This window comes from Parafrankia sp. Ea1.12 (assembly GCF_900465275.1).
GTDB classification, from domain to species: domain Bacteria; phylum Actinomycetota; class Actinomycetes; order Frankiales; family Frankiaceae; genus Parafrankia; species Parafrankia soli.
In genome coordinates, this window is sequence record NZ_UBIZ01000113.1 from 1 (window position 1) to 238 (window position 238).

The 238-nt window shown below is 66.0% G+C and carries 1 pseudogene; it reads left to right on the top strand.

From position 1 onward, the window contains the following. Positions 1-238, top strand: a pseudogene (locus FMEAI12_RS02540) (transposase); the annotation flags it as partial.

Below are 238 nucleotides of genomic sequence, written 5' to 3' on the forward strand. Positions count from 1 at the left end.
GTTATGTCCATCCGCCTGCTCTATCTGATCTTCGTGCGGGTGTGTGGCTGGCTGGTTCTCCTCGGCCGCTCGTCGGCGTCCAAGGACATCGAGCTGCTGGTGCTGCGACATGAGGTCGCGGTGCTGCACCGTACCCAGCCCAAGCCCCGGTGGGACTGGGCGGACCGGGCGCTCCTTGTCGCACTGATCCAGCTCCTACCAAAGACGCTGCGAGCACACCGGCTGGTCACCCCGGTCG